14 protein-coding genes and 1 pseudogene are annotated in these 18236 nt (G+C 64.3%); 5 read left to right on the top strand and 10 right to left on the bottom strand.

All coding sequences use genetic code 11. The annotated features are described in order from the left end of the window. Positions 1–2 precede the first annotated feature (2 nt). Positions 3–1592 (top strand): rhodanese-like domain-containing protein, encoded by a 1590-nt coding sequence (locus AAC691_RS07635; RefSeq protein ID WP_342629571.1) that lies wholly within the window; start codon positions 3–5, stop codon positions 1590–1592. A 36-nt stretch (positions 1593–1628) separates the two neighbouring features. Here the strand turns inward: AAC691_RS07635 and AAC691_RS07630 are convergent, their stop codons facing one another. Both AAC691_RS07630 and AAC691_RS07625 read right to left on the bottom strand, forming a co-directional pair. Next, positions 1629–2789, bottom strand: coding sequence for an acyl-CoA dehydrogenase family protein (locus AAC691_RS07630; RefSeq protein WP_342629570.1), 1161 nt, complete (start codon positions 2787–2789; stop codon positions 1629–1631). A 50-nt stretch (positions 2790–2839) separates the two neighbouring features. Further along, positions 2840–3754 (bottom strand): ABC transporter substrate-binding protein, encoded by a 915-nt coding sequence (locus AAC691_RS07625; RefSeq protein WP_342629569.1) that lies wholly within the window; start codon positions 3752–3754, stop codon positions 2840–2842. 242 nt (positions 3755–3996) lie between these two features. On the opposite strand from AAC691_RS07625, the gene AAC691_RS07620 reads away from it, so the two are divergent. Next, a complete protein-coding gene (locus AAC691_RS07620) occupies positions 3997–4893 on the top strand; it encodes an ABC transporter permease (RefSeq protein ID WP_408906068.1) in 897 nt (298 codons plus the stop codon). Between the two features lie 5 nt (positions 4894–4898). Beyond that, positions 4899–5636: an ABC transporter ATP-binding protein gene (locus tag AAC691_RS07615; RefSeq protein WP_176641349.1), complete on the top strand. Its 738-nt coding sequence runs from the start codon at positions 4899–4901 to the stop codon at positions 5634–5636. A 229-nt stretch (positions 5637–5865) separates the two neighbouring features. Here the strand turns inward: AAC691_RS07615 and AAC691_RS07610 are convergent, their stop codons facing one another. Together AAC691_RS07610 and AAC691_RS07605 are read right to left on the bottom strand one after the other, a co-directional pair. Next, positions 5866–6498, bottom strand: coding sequence for an NADPH-dependent F420 reductase (locus tag AAC691_RS07610; RefSeq protein ID WP_408906067.1), 633 nt, complete (start codon positions 6496–6498; stop codon positions 5866–5868). 73 nt (positions 6499–6571) lie between these two features. Further along, on the bottom strand, positions 6572–7459 hold the full coding sequence (locus AAC691_RS07605; RefSeq protein ID WP_342629567.1) for a LysR family transcriptional regulator: 888 nt from the start codon (positions 7457–7459) through the stop codon (positions 6572–6574). A gap of 165 nt (positions 7460–7624) precedes the next feature. Between AAC691_RS07605 and AAC691_RS22285 the strand changes: the two are divergent. Next, positions 7625–8397: pseudogene (locus AAC691_RS22285) on the top strand (SDR family NAD(P)-dependent oxidoreductase). A gap of 77 nt (positions 8398–8474) precedes the next feature. Here AAC691_RS22285 and AAC691_RS07590 read toward each other — a convergent pair. The 4 genes from AAC691_RS07590 to AAC691_RS07575 form a co-directional block, all read right to left on the bottom strand. Then, entirely contained in the window at positions 8475–9470 is a 996-nt protein-coding gene (locus tag AAC691_RS07590) for an ABC transporter substrate-binding protein (RefSeq protein WP_342629564.1), read from the bottom strand. A gap of 14 nt (positions 9471–9484) precedes the next feature. After that, the gene (locus tag AAC691_RS07585; RefSeq protein ID WP_342629563.1) at positions 9485–10249 is read right to left on the bottom strand and encodes a class II aldolase/adducin family protein; all 765 of its coding nucleotides are present in this window, start codon (positions 10247–10249) and stop codon (positions 9485–9487) included. A gap of 126 nt (positions 10250–10375) precedes the next feature. Further along, positions 10376–12532 carry a TonB-dependent siderophore receptor gene (locus tag AAC691_RS07580; RefSeq protein WP_342629562.1) on the bottom strand — a complete coding sequence of 719 codons (2157 nt, stop codon included), beginning with the start codon at positions 12530–12532 and terminating at the stop codon, positions 10376–10378. A gap of 34 nt (positions 12533–12566) precedes the next feature. After that, on the bottom strand, positions 12567–14894 hold the full coding sequence (locus tag AAC691_RS07575) for a TonB-dependent receptor (protein WP_342629561.1): 2328 nt from the start codon (positions 14892–14894) through the stop codon (positions 12567–12569). Positions 14895–15422: 528 nt separating this feature from the next. Here AAC691_RS07575 and AAC691_RS07570 point away from each other — a divergent pair. Further along, positions 15423–16043 (top strand): TetR/AcrR family transcriptional regulator, encoded by a 621-nt coding sequence (locus tag AAC691_RS07570; RefSeq protein WP_342629560.1) that lies wholly within the window; start codon positions 15423–15425, stop codon positions 16041–16043. 28 nt (positions 16044–16071) lie between these two features. Here the strand turns inward: AAC691_RS07570 and AAC691_RS07565 are convergent, their stop codons facing one another. Beyond that, the gene (locus tag AAC691_RS07565; RefSeq protein WP_408906066.1) at positions 16072–16725 is read right to left on the bottom strand and encodes a MucR family transcriptional regulator; all 654 of its coding nucleotides are present in this window, start codon (positions 16723–16725) and stop codon (positions 16072–16074) included. A 441-nt stretch (positions 16726–17166) separates the two neighbouring features. Further along, positions 17167–18033, bottom strand: a complete 867-nt coding sequence (locus AAC691_RS07560; RefSeq protein WP_323991934.1) for a LysR family transcriptional regulator — start codon at positions 18031–18033, stop codon at positions 17167–17169. Positions 18034–18236: the final 203 nt, after the last annotated feature.

The following is an 18236-nucleotide window of genomic DNA, read 5'->3' as shown; positions in this document are numbered from 1 at the left end:
CCATGACGCATTCCGCAGCGTCCACATTGTCGCCGGAGGAAATCCGCCGCCGTCTTCGCGAGGGCGAGGAAATCGCCCTGCTCGATCTGCGCGAGGAAGGGCCGTTCGCGACCGGCCATCCGTTGTTCGCCGTCAACCTGCCGCTGGGACGGATCGAGGAACGGATCGCCGGCCTGATCCCGCGCCGGGATGCGCCGATCGTGCTGTATGACGACGGGGAGGGGCGCGTGGCGCGGGCGCTGCCCGTGCTGGCGACGCTGGGCTACAGCCAGGTGGCCGTCCTGGAAGGCGGGTTGGCGGGCTGGCGGCAATCCGGCGGCGAGATCTTCATCGACGTCAACGTGCCGTCCAAGGCCTTCGGCGAACTGGTCGAGCATGTCCGCCACACGCCGTCGATCCCGGCGCGGGCGTTGCATGACCGGATCGCGCGGGGCGATGATCTGGTGATTCTCGATGCCCGACGCTTCAGCGAATACAATGTCATGTCGATCCCGGGCGGCCGTTCGGTGCCCGGCGGGGAACTGGCGTTGCGCGTGCGCGACATCGCGCCCTCGGCCGATACCACGGTGGTGGTGAACTGCGCCGGTCGCACGCGCTCGATCATCGGCGCCCAGTCGCTGATCAATGCCGGCATTCCCAACCCGGTCGTGGCGCTGCGCAACGGCACGATCGGCTGGACTCTGGAAGGCCTGGCGCTCGATCGCGGCGCGACCCGCCGCGCGGGCGATGTGACGCGGGATAACGCGGCCCTGGCCAGGCAGAATGCCGCCGCGCTGGCAGAGCGGACGGGCGTGCGCGTGATCGGCGCCGATACACTGGCCGCGTTGCTGGCGGACCCGGCGCGCACGCTCTACCGGCTGGATGTGCGCACGCCCGAGGAATACGAACGTGGCCACCTGGCCGGCTTCCGCTCCGCCCCGGGCGGCCAGCTTGTCCAGGCGACCGACGAATGGATCGGCGTGCGGCACGGCACGATCGTGCTGACGGACGATGACGGGGTGCGCGCCCGCATGACCGGTCATTGGCTGAGGCAACTCGGCTGGCGCGAGGTCTATGTGCTGGACGGCTGGTCGGACCTGCCGCGCGAGTCCGGGCCGGAGCCGGTCCTGCTGGCGGCGTCTCCGCCCGAGGTGGAAATGATCGCGCCGTCGGACCTGGCCGCGCTTCGGGATGAGGCATGGGTGATCGACCTGGCCACCAGCCCTGAATTCCGCAGGGGCCATATCCCCGGCGCGCGCTTTGCGATCCGGACCGGCCTGGCCGATCATCCGGCCCTGGAGACGGTGCGGGAGATCGTGCTGACCTCACCCGACGGACTCGCTGCACGTCTGGCCGCGCCGGAACTGGCGCGGCAGGGCAGGCATGTCCGCGTGTTGGCCGGGGGTACCCGCGCCTGGCAGCAGGCCGGGCTGGGGCTGGAAACCGGGCTCGACCCCGCGACCGCCCTGTTCGGCGCCGACGATGTCTACAAGCGGCCTTATGAGGGCACCGACAACGCCGCCGCCGCGATGCAGGCCTATCTGGACTGGGAATTCGGGCTGGTCGCGCAGTTGGAGCGCGACGGAACCCATGGTTTCACGGTGCTGGAGTGATCCGGCGGGCGTGATCGGGCAATGCGGTCCGTCCTGTTACGTCAGGGCGGACCGGCCGGCGGCGATCAGGGCGCTGTCGCCCTGGGGCGTATGAATCCGTCCGCACAGCACGTCGCGATAATGGCGTTCCAGCGGATTGTCCTGGCTTAGCCCCGGATTGCCGATCGCGGCCACCGCCTTGCCGACGGCGGCGATCGCGTTTTCGGTCACGACATGCTTGACCAGCCCGGCATCGGTGTCGGCGCGCTCGCCGCTCTCCTCGCGGGCCAGCGCGTGCTCGATCAGGGCGCGGTTGGTCAGCAGCAGGGCGTCGATCTCGCCGAGCAGGACCTGAAAGCGCGGCAGGCTGGCCAGCGGCGCGCCCAGATTGGTGGGCACCCGGTCATGCAGGAAGCCCACCAGCCAGTCGCGGGCGGCATGCGCCACCCCGTCATAGAGCGCCGCGATGACGACGGCATGCCAACTGGCCAGTTGCACGGCTTCGTCCGGCGCGGCGGCGGGCGGGGCGAGATTGACCAGATAACGTTCGGGAATCGCCACGTCCTCGAAGCGGATGGTGTGACTGCCGGTCGCGCGCATGCCCATCTGGTGCCAGCTTTTCTCGATCCGTACGCCGGGCAGGTCCAGCGGCACCAGCACCTGTCCGACACGCGGCGTATCGCCCTCCGTACGCGCCCATACCGCCCCCCAGCGCAACGCCGTCGAACCGGTCGAGAAGATCTTGCACCCGTTGATCCGCCAGGTCGCGCCGTCCTGCCGGACGGTGGTGGCAGGCAGGCCGCCGCGCGCCGGCGTGCCCAGTTCGGGCTCGACGCGCAGCGCGTTGATCAGCGCCCCCTCTTGCGTGATGCTGCGGAACAGTTCCATCTTGACATCATCGGGCCAGCGATCCGAACGGACGATCGCGCCGGACTGAAGATATTGCATCGACACGATCAGCGCGGTGGACGGGTCGCCGCGTGCGATGCGGCTGACGACCTCCAGCATCGTGCGCAGCCCGATCGCCAGGCCGCCATGGGCGCGGGGCAAGGCCAGCGCCAGGAAACCCGCGTCGCGCAGCTCTGCCAGATTGTCCAGCGCAATCTCGCCCGAGCGGTCATATTCCGCCGCCCGCGCCGCGAAGCGCGGCACTAGCCGGTCCAGCGCCGCCCAGTCCGGCGTGTCATGCCGCGTCGGTGCGACCGGTAGCGTGTCCATCCGTTCGTTCTCCTTCCTCGTATCCGTCTTCCTGGTATCCGTCGTCGGGATCAAGGCGCGGCAAGGCTTTCGTCGAAGGCCGTGGGCAGGGCGTCCGTGCCCGATACCAGCCCGGCCTTGCGATAACTGTCCAGAGTCGCCTGCTCCTGCGCAACCACATGATGATCCAGCGGCACGGGTGCCGCGATCTGTTTTTCGGCGACGGCCAGGGCCACGTCGTCCGGCAGTCCTGTCTGCCGCGCCAGGATCGCGGCATAGTCCGCCAGATGGGCGTGCCCCCAGGCATAGGCCCGGGTGACGCGCCGGTAGAAATCGGCCAATTGCGCACGCTTGTGCGCCAGCGCCGCCTGGTTGGCGACGAAGAAACTGTTGCCGGGCAGGAGACCACTCCCGTCCACCACCACATGCCCGTGGCCGCGCAGCACCTCCAGAGACACATAAGGCTCCCAGGTCGACCAGGCGTCCAGGTTGCCGGCGTCGAGCGCGGCCTTGGCCTGAGCCGGGGTCAGGAACACGATGCGGGGCGCGGGCGGCGGAATCGCGCCGCTCTGGATCAGGCGCAGCAGCAGCAGATGCCCGATCGAGCCGCGTCCGGTGGCGATCCGCTTGCCCGAAAGCCCTGCGGCGTCGTGGATTGGCGAGCCGGCCGCGACCACGACCGCCGTCGCCCGTCCGCCGCCGCGCGGCGGCAGCAGGAAGGCGGCTTTCACGGGCAGGCCGGAGCCCCAGGCGAACAGGAACGGGCCGTCGCCGGCGATGCCGGTATCGACCGCGCCCGCGCCGAGCGCCTGCAACAGGGGTGCCGCGGCCTCGAATTCGGTCCAGCGGATGCGATAGGGCAGGTCCCGGTCGACACCGGCCGCGTCCAGCAGCGCCTTCTGCTGTCCTTTCTGATCCGCGACGACGAGTTCGTCCCCGGCCCGGGCCGTCGCCAGGGGGCAGGACAGGCCGAAGAGAAAGGCCAAGGCGAGACGCCTCGCGGTCTGCAGCGGGAAAGGCAAGGACGTCACTCTTGTACCATGTTTCTGGCTCATATCATGTCTCGGGCCATGCCCCTGGCCATGTCTCCGGCCGATCTTGCCGCCGGCCGCTGTGCGATACAATTAAATCACGATAAAGTTTTGTATGAATTAAATTCACCTGACGTTGGTATGTAATTTATATAAATCTGTGTGGAACGTCGCCCTTTGCCGCGGAGCATTCGCCTATGTCGGAGACAATCACTCGAATTGGCACTCGAATTGGCACTCGAATTGGCACTCGGATCGGCACTCGGATCGGCATCCGGATCGGAACCCAGGGTCGGACAGTCGCGCGGCGCCTGCCGGGCATCCCGGTCCGCCTCTCCTTCAGGCGCTTCGCCTCGCCCGTTCTGCTGGTGGTGCTATGGCAGTTGGCGTGCGCGTCCGGCCTGCTTTCCACCCGGCTGGTCGCGTCGCCCGCTCAGATCGCGGCGACCGGCTGGTCGCTGATGCGGGACGGCACGCTGGCGGCCAACCTGTCGGTGTCGCTGATCCGCGCCGCCGGCGGGTTGGGGCTGGCGCTGGTGGCCGGCGTCGGCCTGGCCCTGGTCTCGGGCCTGTCGCGCCTGGGCGAGGATGTCGTCGATGCGCCGCTGCAGATCCTGCGCACGCTGCCGGCCCTGGCCCTGGTGCCGCTGTTCATCCTCTGGTTCGGTATCGGCGAGACGCCGAAGATCCTTCTGGTGGCGCTGGGCGCGACCTTTCCGATCTACCTCAACCTGCACAAGGGGATCCGCGCCATCGATCCCAAATTGCTGGAAATGGCCCGTACGCTGGGCCTGTCGCGGGGCCGCACGATCCGCGATGTCATCCTGCCCGGCGCCCTGCCGGACCTGCTGGTCGGCCTGCGTTTCGCGGTCGGCATATCCTGGCTGATGCTGGTGGTGGCGGAGCAGGTCAATGCCGACAGCGGCATCGGCCACATGATGATGGACGCGCAGGATTTCCTGCGGACGGACATCATCCTGGTGGGGCTGGTCATCTACGGTCTGCTCGGCCTTGCCTCGGACCAGGTCGTCCGGCTTCTGGAAACCACCCTGCTGGCCTGGCGGCCGGTCTATCGCGGCGGGCGTGCGTCGTGAATGCGATTTCCGACGCCCGGCGGACATCTGGTCGGGCCGGGTCCGGCCAGGCCGTCATCGTCAAGGGGCTCACCCGGCGCTTCGGCGACGGGCCGGCGGTGCTGGACCGTCTCGACCTGGCGATCGCGCCGGGCGAATTCGTGGCGTTGCTCGGCCATAGCGGTTCGGGCAAGTCGACCCTGCTGCGCACCCTGTCCGGGCTCGATCCTGTCACCGAAGGGACCGTGGCGCGGCCGCGCGAGGTCTCGGTGGTCTTTCAGGAAAGCCGGCTGCTGCCATGGAAGCGGACATGGCAGAATGTCGTGCTGGGACAGGATGGCGCCGACCGGCGGGACCGCGCGGCGGAGGTCCTGCGGGAAGTCGGGCTGGGCCACAGGATCGATTCCTGGCCGCTGACCCTGTCCGGGGGGGAGGCGCAGCGCGCCGCCCTGGCGCGCGCCCTGGTGCGCGAACCGGATTTCCTGCTGCTGGACGAGCCCTTCGCCGCGCTGGACGCGCTGACGCGGCTGAAGATGCAGCGCCTGGTCTCGGACCTGTGGACGCGCCATCGCTGCGCGGTCCTGCTGGTGACCCATGACGTGGACGAGGCATTGCTGCTGGCCGACCGGGCGGTGGTGCTGGAACGCGGCCGGATCCGGACCGATGTTCCCGTCGAACTGGCCCGTCCGCGCCGCCACGCCGATCCGGAATTCGAACGCCTGCGCGCCATGCTGCTGGACGCGCTGGGCGTACATGACGGCTGATGCCAATTCTCCGTTTCGCTCGACTGACGGCAGGTGAAAAGACCGGACCTTACGCTTGGCCCACGCCAAATCGCGGTCGGGGCCGGTTGCCCGCCGAGTGTCGTTATTTTATCGAGCATCTTTGCCCGTTCAAACGACTCCGTTTGAACGGGATCTGCTCTGGCGGCCTGCTGATCCGGGAAATTCTCATAAGAAACGCTCAACCGTTGGATTCATGTGAGTCCCGACGCTACGTGAACTTGACGAGGTCCTGAAAGATCAGCGGCGCCCATGTGTGTCCCCGCGCCTGCACCAGCAGGCCGCCTTCCTCAAGCCTGCCCAATCCGACCGGCGCGAAGCCCAGCCGCTCGACCAGGGCGGCCACCCGCGCCGTCGCGCCATCGTCGTCGCCCGACAGGAAGACCACCCGCCGGCCGCCATGACCGGCCGGGTCACTGGCCAACACCCCGGCGGGCAGGTGATTGAACCCTTTCACCAGCCGGGCGCCGGGCAACGCCTGGGCGATCGCCACCGAGGACGGGCGGCCGCCCAGTTCCTCCGACGGGACGCCGAAGGCATTGGTCGCGTCGATCACGATCCGGCCCTGCCAGTCTCCGCCCGCCTTTGCGATTTCCGGATAGGCCGCGAACGGGATCGCCAGAATGATGGTCTCGGCCGCCAGCGCGTCGCGCAACGGCCTGGGGGCGATCGTCGGTCCGATCGCCCTGGCCTGCGGCGCCAGTGCCTCGGGCGGCCGCCGGCTCGCCACAGTGACGGCGACCCCCGTGCGGGCGAAGGCACGGGCCAGGGCCTGGCCGACCGCACCGAAGCCGATGATCGCATAGCTCATCCTGTTGCTCCCGATTCTGACAAACGTCCCCATCGTTCTGGACGCGTCCGCGGCCGGGAGCGACTGGCCAATTCTCGACAGGGGCTGTGCGCCGATGCACCGTAGGTCAGCCGCCGGGCGGCATTCCCGCGAGACGCGACGCATGAGCGGCCAGCCGGCGGGCAATGAACGCGGTAAACAGCCGCACGCGCTTCGTCTTGCGCGTCTCGCCCTGCGTCAGAAGCCACAGCGTGCCGTGCCGGTGCAGTGCCGCGCCCGGCGCCCTGACCAGCAGCGGTTCGGCATCGCCGACGAAGCAGGGCAGCACCGCCATTCCCAGCCCCTGCCGCGCCGCCACGATCTGCGCCCCGGCATCCGTGGTCCGGAACGGCACCCCAGCCGCGCGGATATCGCCTGCGCGCGCCAGGTCCGGCATGGCGGCCCCGTTCTTGACGATCCAGCGCACAGCCTCACCCGCGTCCCGCGCGGCCAGCCGGTCGCGGGACAGATAGACGCCGTCGAATAGTTCCGGCCCCTTCAATCCATGCAGATTGGGCGGCAGGGTCGTGCGGTCATGGACGACCCGCAGGGCGATGTCGGCTTCGCGGTTGGTCAGGTTGACCGGTGCGTCGGACGACAGGATCTCCATCTCGACCTCGGGATGCAGGCGCGCGAATTCGGCGAAGTCCGGCATCAGCAGGTGCGTGGCCAGCGTCGGCGCCATCGTGACGCGCAGCACCCCGCGCACGCCCTGGTCGCGACCGAAGATTCGCGTCTCCAGCCGGTGCGATGACGCTTCCATCTGGGCCGCGAATTCAAGGATGTCCTGGCCGGCCTCCGTCAGGCGATAGCCCGACGGCAGTTTTTCGAACATCTGCGCTCCCAGCCGTGCCTCCAGCTGCGCGATGCGACGCAGCACGGTGGAATGGTTCACCCGTAGCCGCGCGGCGGCTGTGCGGACCGAACCGCCACGCGCGACGGCCAGGAAATAGCGGACGTCGTCCCATTCGATCATCTGGTGCGATCCCGCACCGTGCGGTGCGCCTTTTCCAAATCCGTTCCTGCGTTATCGGACCGCACGCATCGTGCCAAGGGCAAGACCGGATCGATTCCGCACCACCGTTCCGCGCGTCTGCGCACTGAGCAGCCGGCACAGGTCGGCCTATCTCGACATCGTCGAATGCACCCAAGCGAAGGACACATCATGTCGAGACTTAAAGGCAAGATCGCCGTCGTAACCGGAGGCAATAGCGGAATCGGGCTGGCAATCGCCCGCCGTTTCGCCGCCGAAGGCGCGCAGGTCTTCATCACAGCCCGGCGCCGCGACGCATTGGACGCGGCGGCGAGGGAGATCGGCGCCAACGTCACCGCCATCGCGGCGGACCTGACCCGGCTGGAGGACATCGACCGTATCGCGGGGGCCGTCCGCGCCGACGCGGGCAGGGTCGACGTCGTCGTGTCCAATGCCGGCATCACGGAGCAGGTGAAGCTGCCCGACATCACGCCGGACCATTATGCCCGCACCTTCGACCTGAATTGCCGTGCCCCCTGTTCCTGGTGCAGAAGATGCTGCCGATGATGGGGCGTGGCGGGTCGATTATCCTGGTATCCTCGGCCATGCACGACATGGGGCTGGCGAACCATTCGACCTATGCGGCCACCAAGGCGGCGCTGCGGTCGTATGTGCGGACCTGGGCGGCGGAATTCGTCGATAATGGCATCCGCGCCAATACGTTGAGCCCAGGCGTCGTGGACACGCCGATCCTCGATTCCCAGGCCGGCACGACCGAAGAGGCCGCCGCGATCCGCGAGGGCTATGCACGATACACCCCGATGCTCCGGCTGGGACGGCCCGAGGAACTGGCCAACGCGGCCCTCTTCCTCGCCTCGGACGAAAGTTCGTTCATGACCGGTTCCGACATGGTCGTCGATGGCGGTGTGAGCAACGTCTGATACCGGTCCCGCGTACGAACGAGCCCATAGGCTATGAAGCCTGCTTCAGAGCGAAGCGAATGTTTTTGCCTCTTGGGCTATGTCGTCAGGAGCCTTGCCAGAGCCGGCGAGAAGACGGAATCGACCCGTGTGCCGGCGGGCAGCACGCCGGCGTGGACGAAGGTGTCTGCGACGGATTGAGCGCTGGAAATGTCGGCGCCTGTCCAGGCACGGATTCCGTAGGGGCGATTCTGCCCTTGCAAATAGGCCAGGACGGCCGGTTCGGGCACCTGGATCACGGGCGCCACCGTTTGCGCCCAGCGCGGCTTGTCGGCGGTAAGGATGGCATAGGCACGGCCCAGACGGCGGATATAATCGGCCGAGGCATAGCGGAAGGCAGGGTCGTCCAACCGGCGCGGATTGACGCCGATGAAATAATGGCCTGACAGGATGTCCCGGGCACTTTCCAGGATCCGCGCGGTGCCGTCGGCCTCCAGCGTCTGGATGGCATAGCCGTAGGTCGCCCACGCATCGAGGCTGCCCGCCTTCATCGCCGTCAGACCTTCGCTCATCCCCAATGCGATGGGATGGATGTCCGCAAAGCTCATGCCGTGCTGTGCGAGCATGCGGATCAGGAAATAATGGGCGGTGGTCGCCTTGATGTAGCCCACGCGCCGGCCGCGCAGATCCACGACCGAATGGTAGGGGCTATGCAGCGGGGTCAGCACCGCCTGGTCGGTGGTCGGGCCGTCCAGTGTCGCGACGATGGCGACCCGCGAACCGGATGCGGCCGCGAAGACCATCGGGATCTCGCTCCAGCCACCCAGATCGATCGCATCGGCATTGATCGCCTGGGCGATCAGGTTGCCGGAATTGAATTCGCTGAACTGGACCCGATACGGGAAGTCGGCCTGTCCTGCCGCGGGCAGGAGCGTATTGTCCTGCCCGCGAAAGGTCGCCACGCGCAGCGTGACGTGCGACAGGTCCGGGGCGTCGGCGGCGCGCGGCGACGACGGAAGCGCCATGGCGAAGGCGCTGCCACTGAACAGACGGGTAAACTGACGTCGCGTGGGCCGGTACGGGCTATGGAACATGATGGGGTCCTTAATTAACTATCGAAACCCGGTGCGTGGCGCGCCACGCGGCGCAGCGCGGCCTCCCAGATCAGATCGTCCAGGTCCCGTTTGCCCTCGACCGGTTGCCGGTTGCGGTCGATCTGCCGGCGCACCGTATCCTGCGCGGCCTGAGGCGCCAAAAGCACATTGTCCCGGCCGATGGACAGGGTCCGGACCTGCGCCGTGCAGGCGGTTTCGAGTTGATAGATCCGTCGCCACGCCCGGCCCGGGCTGTGGCCGAGGGCGAGCGTGCCGTGATTGCGCAGCAGCATGAAATGCCCATCGCCCAGATCGGCGACCAGACGTTCCCGTTCGTCGAGATCGAGGGCGATGCCTTCGTAATCATGGTAGCGCAGAGATGGAATGACCGTCAGCGCGCGCTGGTTGAGCGGCAGCAGTCCCTCGGCATGGGCCGAGACGGCCATCCCGTCCGCCGTATGGAAATGGATAATGAAATGGGCGTCGGGACGCGCGGCATGGATGGCCGAATGGATGACGAAGCCTGCGTAATTGATGCCGTATTCACCGGGTTCGACGATTGTGCCGTCCAGGTCGACCTTGACCAGGCTGGATGCCGTGACTTCCTCGAACAGAAGGCCGAAGGGATTGATCAGGAAATGATGCTGGGGTCCGGGGAGACGCGCCGAGATATGGGTCGCCACCAGATCGTCCCAGCCATGCAGGGCAGCCAGACGATAAAGTGCTGCCAGATCGACACGCAGGGCCCATTCGCTATCGGAAATACCGTTGACCGCCATCGGAGCCTCCTGATCATGCCTGGGCATGATCATTCTAAATGCCGGGCCGATGGACACGAGTGAGAAAAGATCATGATTCTATCGATTTTTTCTCGACAATATAATGGCCGTTTGCCCAAAGACGGGTCAGAGATCCAGCCGCGCGCTAAGCGTGACCGTACGGGGCGCCCCCGGGAAAAGCTGCAGCGCGCCCCGGCTGACCCAGTAGCTCTCGTTGCCGATATTCTCGACCGCCGCCCGGAAGGTCAGTCTATGCCGGTCGGCGTGCGTGACATACTGGGCGCCGACCGTACCCAAAATATAGGATTGCAGCCGGAAACTATTCGACGGATTCAGCCATCCGGCGGATACGTAGTTCACGCCGCCATGGATACTCAGGCCTTTCATCCAGGGGATTGTGTAGTCCGCGGCGACATTCGCCTCGAATGGCGAGGTGGATTCGGCTTGCTTGCCGTTATAGGGCGTGCCTGCGCCATAGCGTGCATCCAGATAGGTCAGGCTGCCCGTCAATTGCAGGTTGCGTGTCGCCTGGACCGTTCCGCCGGCTTCCACCCCCTGGTAGCGGACAAGCCCCCCCTGCTGTTGCACATTGTTGGAATCGACATAGGCCGCGATGGTGTCGAGCCGGTAGAGGGCCAGCGTGCCGCTCCAACGGGTTTTCTGCACCTTCACGCCCAGTTCGTATTCCTGGCTGCGCATGGGGGCGAAGACCTGGTACGCATTTTTCGCCGTCGCGGCAGCCTGGGTGCCGGACTGCATGGCTTCGACATAGCTGAAATAGGCATTGATATCCGCTGCGGGCTTGTAGGAGAGCGAGACGACGGGGGTCACGGGGTTATTCTGTCGGGCGGCCGTCCGCCGCCCGCTGCCGTCGGTCGCGTAATCGTTTTCGATATAGTCCGTGTAGCGCGCGCCGGCCAGAAGGGACCAGCGATGCCATGTGATGGTATCGCTCCAGAACGGCGCGACCTGCGTGTAATCGACGTAGTTGTAGAGCTTCGGATTGTAGAAATGCGCGTTGGTGTTGGTCGGACGCGTGGTGAAGATGTTTCCGTATTGATAGGGCTGGTAATAGGCCGCGTTGGCGTCGGCGTCGAATTTCTGGTACAGCCACATGATGCCGGCGACAACGTCATGGTGTAGAGGTCCGGTTTCGAAATGCCCTTCCGTGGTCTGCTGTACCTCGTGATAGGTGAAGACTCGCGTCATCTGGAACGGGCGGTTCAGGTAGTCGCCCTGATTGTCCAGAAAGGTAATGGCGTTCGAGGGAAACCGTTCGTCCAGGTGCGAGTAGGCATAGGCCAGGCGGGCGGTCCAACGGGGCGCGAATTGCCAATCGAAGCCGGTGTTGAAATGCTTGAGGTCATTGCGTTTCCATGAATCCGGCGCGCCAAGCTCGGCCCGGCCGCTGATCGGGGTCAGCGATGCCAGGCCGCTGCTCACGCTCACCCCATTGACCATGCCGGTTTGTAGAGTATTGAGGTAGAAACTATCGAAATTCCAGTCGAGCGCGTCGGTGATCTGCACCTTCAGCGCGCCTGATATCGATGTGGAGCGGATGTAGCTGCCATTATACTGGTTGCCGACCTCGTTGGCGGCTACGAAGCGATAGATTATCCGATCCGACGGTCCGATCGGGCCGCCGGCATCCAGGCTCTGGCGAAACGCGGTATCGGACCGATAGCCGGCCTCGACCCCCAGCCGCGGCGCATCGACCGGCTTTTTTAACTGGAAATCCAGGACTGCGCCGGGCGATCCGAACCCGTAGAGGAAGGCCGACGCGCCCTTCGTCAGCTGGAACTGGCCGAAATTGGCCATCGGCAGGTCGATGAACCAGTACGGGATGGCGAAACCGTCGATCTTGTACCCGTTGGTCCAGTCCAGGTCGAGGCCGCGGACTCGAAAGCTGGCGCCCGACGCGGTCGATCCGCCGTTCGAATTTTCCTGCACGCCCGGCTCGGCGCGGAAGACGTCGTTGATGTCCGCCGCCTGCATCTGCTCGACCTTCGCAGCCGACACCACGCTCAGCGAAAACGGCGTGTCGAATTCCGAACGCGATCCCAATGCGCCCATCGCGGCATGCGCCGCCAGGCGCGGGCGATGCGGGTCGGCGTGAACCGTGATCGCCTCGGGTGTCGCCTGGGCGCCGGCCGCCGTCGGCGCGGCTGGCCGGGCCGGGGCTGTCGTCGCCTTGCGCGTCGCAGGCCCCGCCGCATAGGCGGCCTGGCCCCCATGGTTCAGAAGCATGAGCATCGTAGTGACGGCGCTGGCGCTTGTCGTCATGGGAAAAAACCGTTTCATGATCATCTGCGCCGGATCAGAATGTCAGCTTCGCGGACACGAAAACCGTGCGCGGGTCTGAAAAATAGGCCCCTTCGTAAACGGGTTTTCCACCGGACTGGAAAAGCGTCTCGCTTTGCAGATAACGATGATCCAGCAAATTTCGCCCCATCGCCTGGACGGTCCAGCGTTTGTTCGGACTGGTCCAGCCGGCCATGGCGTTGACATAGGTCTGCGGCGGGATGCGCGTCTGCGGATTGATGGCCGAACTGACATAAGCTGCCGACTGGAAGGACACGTCGGCGCCGATCTCGAAACGTCCAGGCAGATCGAGCGGGATATGATAGGTCAGCGCCCCCATCGTCTGGAATCGTGGGGAATAGGGAAGCGGCGCGCCGGCATAGGGCGTGTTGTTGTATATCTGTCCGCTGGCCAGAATCGTCCTGCTGACGACCCCGTTGAATGTGTCGAGTACGGCGTAAAGGTAGGATGCGGTATAGCGCAGGGAAAGGTCTGGCGTGATCTGTGCCGTGGTTTCGATTTCGGCGCCGGCGGAGTGTCCCGTGCCGGCGTTGAAGCGATGTGACAGCCCGTTCGACGGGTCGGTGACGGTCAACTGGATATTGTCGAACTGATTCCAGAACAACGCGCCGTTGACGCGTACGCGACCGGGAATTGGATCCGTCTTGACGCCGATTTCGTACGTCGTCACGATTTCGGGATTATACGGCGTGGTCGCTTGAAGGCTGCCCAGCGCGGTCGGCGTCTGGGCGCGGAAATCGAATCCACCCGACTTTCCGCCTTGCGAAATCGATAGATAAGTCATCAGGTTCGGCAGGGCTTGCCAGTTCAGGACACCTTTGGGAAGCAGTTGGATCCAGTTGTCGCGCGCGGTGGCCCGCCAGGCCAGCGAACTGGGAGCCCCCCAGTTGAGGGCCGCCAGCGCGGCGGCGGGGCCGGCCAGATGATTGCCGGGCTCCAGATAATACAGCGATTCGGCATTGTCGTGATCTTCCCAGTTGAAGCGTAGTCCCGCCGTAAATGTCAGTTTCGGTGCAATGTGGTAACTGACGTCGCCATAGACGGCCCAGTTGCGATTGATTTGGTTGATGATGGCCAGTACCGGTTGCGTCAGCACGTTGGGGGCGGTGTTGTAACTGGTGGCGTTATTGGCCCAACGCTGCGTGAACCAGTTTTCGTACATGAAATACGCGCCGGCACTGAAGGTCAGTTTTGAATATTCGCCATGCAGGCGCAGCTCTTGCGAATACATGCGGTCGCGGTAATACAGGTTCTGGCTGGCGCGGGAATAATAGTCTCCATAGTTATCGTACATGCCCTTGTCGTCGTAGCCGCGTATCCCGGTCGTCGCGTAAAGGACCAGGTGCGGCGAAAGGGCATAGCGAATATTTCCCGTAAATCCGGCCTCGCTGTAGTTGTTTTTGGGAAAGGCCCGATTGTAGTTTCCGTAGATATAGGGATTGAGCAGATTGCCGACCCCGCGGTTCGTGCCGCCATCCACCGTGCCGTCGAAGGCCAGCGTGATGTCCAGGGCGTCGTTGGGCGTAAAACGCAGCTTCCCCCGCGCCTGTGTGTAGTCGATCGTGTTCGTGTCCTTGCCGACCGTATAATTATGGTCGATCCCGCCGCGGGCGTGGCGTCCGAACGCGATGCTCGCATAGACCTTGTCGCGGACGATCGCGCCGCTGGCCAGCGCGCCGATCTGATATTCGTTATAGGTGCCATAGCCCGTCTGAAGGACGGCATGACGCTGGTTGGTCGGTGTCAGCGTATTGATCCTGATGCCGCCGCCTTCGGATTGATGTCCGGCAAAGACGACCGGGCCACGATCGACCTCGATGTCCCCCACGTCGAGGAGCTCCTGCATGGTGCCCATGTTGCGCGGCAGATAGACGCCGTCGATATAGGTGCCGACCGACGGCTCTCCCTGGGGGTCGATTTCACCGATGCCGCGAATGAAGTAGTTGTTGACCGAATATCCGGGCATGCTGTTGGGCACATACAGGTTCGGCGTCAGGCGGGCCAGTTGCCGGGTGTTCTGCACGCCAAGCCGTTCCAGTGTCTGGTCCGTCAGGAGCGAAGTGGACGACGGCGTTTTCTGCAATTCCTTCGTGCGCCGCGCGCTCCGCGACAGGCCTGTGACCGATACGGTTTCGGCGGCCTGCGCCCGCGCCTTCCTCGGCGGGTGCTTGCGCGCGCCGCCCGTGGACGGTGGAGAAGACGGATGTACGGACGTCGCGTTTTGTTTCTGCGACCGCGCCCCCTGTGGTGCCGCGTTCGCCCTGTGTCCCCCGATCGTCAGCAGGATGGCGCAGCATACCGCCCCCATGAGTTCGGGATACATGCTGGAGGCATTTTTAGGGCAGGGGGAATTGCCGGCTGACGACATCACGTGTCCTAAGCGTTTTATTGACACGAATTGAGGTTCGAAATCACTCAATTAAATTATATTCAGTCCCGCGAGGGCACTGCAACGGGGCGTTTCATGACTTATTGAAAACGATCCCATAAGAAATATTAAAATGATTTATTTGGTTTATATTACTCTCTTGTTGTCTGTCGTGAATTTTTGGGTTGAAAGGGTTACTCTCGCCCTGCGAAGTCGATGGCTCGGCTGCGGATCTTGAGGGACCGCAATTCCAGACTTGCTTCATACTGTCGTGATGCGTGGCGCGACGGGGTAACCCGGCGTCAGCGGGCGCACCCGTCGGAAACCATGCTGCCTTCGCACGACGGTAATGACAGGTTTATGACATTTTACTTGAGGCTCCCTCGGGACTGTGGCTTCATCCCTTTCCAGACCGGGCGATGGAGGAGAGGTTCTCACCTTGCGCGGTGACAAGCCGCCGCCGAGAATGTGAGGTCTTTCGACGTGCTACAGTCCCAGGTTGAGATCCGCCGCCGGCGTCCGGACAATCATGCGCTGCTCCTCGACACGGCTGATACATTGTTCGCGCGGTCGGGCTTTCATGATGTCAGCGTCGAGGACATCGCTCGGGAAGCCAAGGTGACCAAATCGACGCTCTACCGCCATTTTGGCGGGAAGGAAAACCTGGTGACCGAGGTTTTGGAAAACCGTATCGTACAGATCGAGGCGTCGCTGGCGGCGGCCGTCAACGCGAGACAGGACCCGCGCGATCGCCTGAAGGCCGTGTTCGATTGGCACACGGCTTGGTTCGCTCAACCGGACTTCGCCGGGTGCATGTTCCCCCTCGCTGCCAGGGAGTACAAGGGCGAGCATCCTGAAATCATTCGGCTGTCCGAAGTGCAGAAGCTCAGTCTCCGCAATGCCGTGCGCGCGTTGGTCGAGGCGATCGGCGTGCCGGAGAGCCGCTCGGAGCACCTGGCGCGCCAGATCATCTGCCTTCTGGACGGGGCAGTCGTTTCGGCTCAGCTTCTGGGTGAGAAAGATGCGGCGGACATTGCGTGGAACATGACCGAAACTGCGCTCTCTGCCGAGCTCGTGCCGCCACGGAGCACCACGGGGTGGTAGCTCCAGTTTACGATGGCCGACTGCGCTGTCAGGACACCTTCAATGCACGCAGGAGGCTGTATTCGTCCTGCTGCGGACGTTGCCGTGCGGTTCTTCCGATAGATCCGTAATCGGTCGTTTCGACAACCCGGGATTCTTCCGGAGGTACCGATGCAACGGGTGCAGCGATTGACGAGCGCCGGCCAAGTCCGATAGCCTGCGCCACCTCGCGGCGGCGGGCAGCGAAGTTCGGCGCCACCGTGGGATATTCTTCGGGAAGCCCCCATTTCGCCCTGTAGGCGGCGAGCGTCATGCCGAAGGCCGACATCAGATGGCGTTTAAGGGATTTGAGCTTCCTCCCATCCTCGAGGCAGATAATGTAATCCGGAAAGACCGAGGCTTGGATCGGTACTGCCGGAACGGGCGCATCCGACCCTTCGGGCCGTGCGCTCGCGGGTGCGGAGATCGTGGGCTCCCAGGCGGCTTCCCGCCTGGCCGGTCGCTCTTTGTCCGTCGCGGTATCGTATTCCCGCAGTGAAACGGCGGGGCTGGGGTCAGCTTGTCGTGTGGGGATCGATGCGTACACCCGTTGGATGAATTCCGGGACTCTGTCGGTCTCGATTTTCGTTGTTGCCATATGAGCGGTGACGATTTGGGTCATCGCATTCAGGCGTGCGAGAAAGACGGCGTCGTCGTTGCTCAATGATGAACGTCCTTGCCCATTAACCGCAAAAACCGACAATGGCACGGATCTCGGTACCGGCCGTTCGACGGTGCTCCCGTGACATTCCAAGCATGTTCTTCCATCGTCCAGCAAGTATGCCACGCCGATGTGACGGCGCATGGCGGGATGCCACGGCGTCGCGGTGCTTGACGGTAATTGATGGCCTGCTCGGCGCCGAGACCCGCAACAGTGCGCGGCGTATATGCATGCCGCCCATGCGAGATTCGATACCGACACGCCCGAGAACTTCGCCCTGGGAATGTTCGTGTTTTGTTCCCATGTCACTTTCCAAACGCGCCGTGCATCTCGCCGGGCACGTCTTGGCACTGGGGCAGTGAACAGGGCGAGCAACGCGTCCTGGCGCGCTTTATTTCGTGCATTCGCTCTCAGCCTGAAAATGGCTCTCCTCTTCCCGGAGCTTCACGCCGCTTGTCGAAATGCCAGAAACCGCATTCGAATCGAGCGGGCAAGCTCGGTTGCGGCTGGCGACATGGTTTGTCCTGCCAGATGGAGCGTAATCGCGAAGGAGCCCAGATCGGGTAGGTTCGCCTCCGTCAGGATCCCAAGATCTGCCGGAACGGTAGAGAGCAACCATGGGGTTACGGCCAGATCCGCACGGACCGTTGTCGCCGCGGCCTCGATACTGCCGGTTTCAAAGGCGCTTCGCCAAGGCACGTCACTTCTATGCAGGGCGTCCAGCATGACGGGGCGAAAGGCGCAGGTGGGCGACACCATGGAGACGGGGAGGGGGCGGCGACGGAAGGCTTGGCCGTCTCGGGCACCCACCCAGACCAGCCTGTCCACAGTCAGGCATTCTCCTGTCTCCTGTCCTGCCGGCTCCTCGATGACGGCGAGGTCCAATTCTCCTCTTCTGAGACAATCTTTCAGGTCCGGAGATGCGGAGCAAGCTAGGGACAACTCGACCTGGGGATAAGTTTCGGAAAACGACTTCAGGATGGGTGCGATGCTGGTACCTATAAGGTCGGGGGGTACGCCGAAACGCACCGTTCCCTTGAGGGCATGCTCATCCAAATCGCTCCAGATCTCATCGTTGAGGGCAAGAAGGTATCGGGCCTTGCCCAGCAGCCGTTCTCCCGCGGGCGTGAGTCTCAGACCGCCACGCGCACGCTCAAACAGAGGCCGCCCCAATTGGTCCTCCAATCGCCGGACATGCTGGCTGACGGCTCCCTGGGTCAAATGTAGCTTGTTCGCCGCGCTCGTCATGCTGGCATGGTCCGCCACGGTGACGAAGGTGCGAATCAGCAGAAGGTCGAGCGTACGTATCATTCTGGTATCATGATTCCTAATGCAACCCACGTCAAATTATCGTTTCTCTAATTTTTCAATACATCATACGAATCGGAACATTGGGAAAGGGATATCGTGGAGTTCCCGGCGGTTGAACGGCGTTGATCAGTTGGCTGGACCGTCGACGCAGCCTCTCCCGGGAATGGCCGCGTTGGGGTTTCAGCGTGACGTGCAGGGCGCAA

This window comes from Nguyenibacter vanlangensis, from assembly GCF_038719015.1.
GTDB classification, from domain to species: Bacteria; Pseudomonadota; Alphaproteobacteria; order Acetobacterales; family Acetobacteraceae; genus Gluconacetobacter; species Gluconacetobacter vanlangensis.
This window is presented reverse-complemented; position numbering and strand designations above follow the sequence as displayed.